This is a genomic window from Thermostichus sp. MS-CIW-36, assembly GCF_054059035.1.
The window spans coordinates 1-1,140 of the sequence record NZ_JBSSBR010000063.1 but is presented as its reverse complement, the minus strand read 5'-3'; the positions used below and the strand labels follow the sequence as shown (position 1 = coordinate 1,140).

General features: G+C 56.9%; 1 protein-coding gene. It reads left to right on the top strand.

Going from position 1 to position 1,140, the window contains the following annotated elements:
• Nucleotides 1–72: 72 nt before the first annotated feature.
• Nucleotides 73–1,137, top strand: coding sequence for a photosystem II q(b) protein (gene psbA, locus ACVWVQ_RS14255; protein ID WP_011432036.1), 1,065 nt, complete (start codon nt 73–75; stop codon nt 1,135–1,137).
• Nucleotides 1,138–1,140: the final 3 nt, after the last annotated feature.

The following is a 1,140-nucleotide window of genomic DNA, read 5'->3' as shown; positions in this document are numbered from 1 at the left end:
GTTGACGAAACTTAACGGATGTTTTAAGTTTAGGTTGTCAATCTTCGCGCTTCCTTAGGGAAGTTTGACCTCATGACTACTGTTATCCAACGTCGCTCAACCAGCAACGTGTGGGAGCAGTTCTGCGAGTGGGTCACCTCCACCGATAACCGCCTTTACATTGGCTGGTTTGGGGTGCTGATGATTCCCACCCTCCTGACTGCCACCACCTGCTTTATCATCGCCTTCATTGGGGCTCCGCCAGTGGACATTGACGGCATCCGCGAGCCCGTTTCTGGTTCCTTGCTGTACGGGAACAACATCATTTCTGGGGCTGTAGTGCCCTCTTCGGCAGCCATTGGCCTGCACTTTTACCCGATTTGGGAAGCCGCCTCACTGGACGAGTGGCTGTACAACGGCGGTCCGTACCAGCTGATTGTGCTGCACTTTTTGATTGGGGTGTTCTGCTACATGGGACGCGAATGGGAGCTGAGCTACCGTTTGGGGATGCGGCCCTGGATTGCGGTGGCTTACTCTGCGCCCGTGGCAGCGGCCACAGCAGTGTTTTTGATTTACCCGATTGGGCAGGGGTCGTTCTCGGACGGGATGCCCCTGGGGATTTCGGGGACCTTCAACTTCATGCTGGTGTTCCAGGCAGAGCACAACATCCTGATGCACCCGTTCCACCAGCTGGGCGTGGCTGGCGTGTTTGGGGGTGCGCTGTTTAGTGCCATGCACGGGTCGCTGGTGACCTCGAGCCTGATTCGGGAGACCTCGGAAGAGGAGTCTCAGAACCTGGGGTACAAGTTTGGGCAAGAGGAAGAGACCTACAACATTGTGGCGGCGCACGGGTATTTTGGCCGGTTGATTTTCCAGTATGCGTCGTTCAACAACAGCCGGAGCCTGCACTTTTTCCTGGCGGCTTGGCCGGTGATTGGGATTTGGTTTACGGCGCTGGGGATCAGCATCATGGCGTTCAACCTGAACGGGTTCAACTTCAACCAGTCGATTGTGGACAGCAACGGTCGAGTGGTTGGGACGTGGGCTGATGTGTTGAACCGTGCCAACCTGGGGATGGAAGTGATGCACGAGCGGAATGCGCACAACTTCCCGCTGGATTTGGCGGCGGTGGAGGTAGCGCCTGCGGTGCGTGGCTGATGG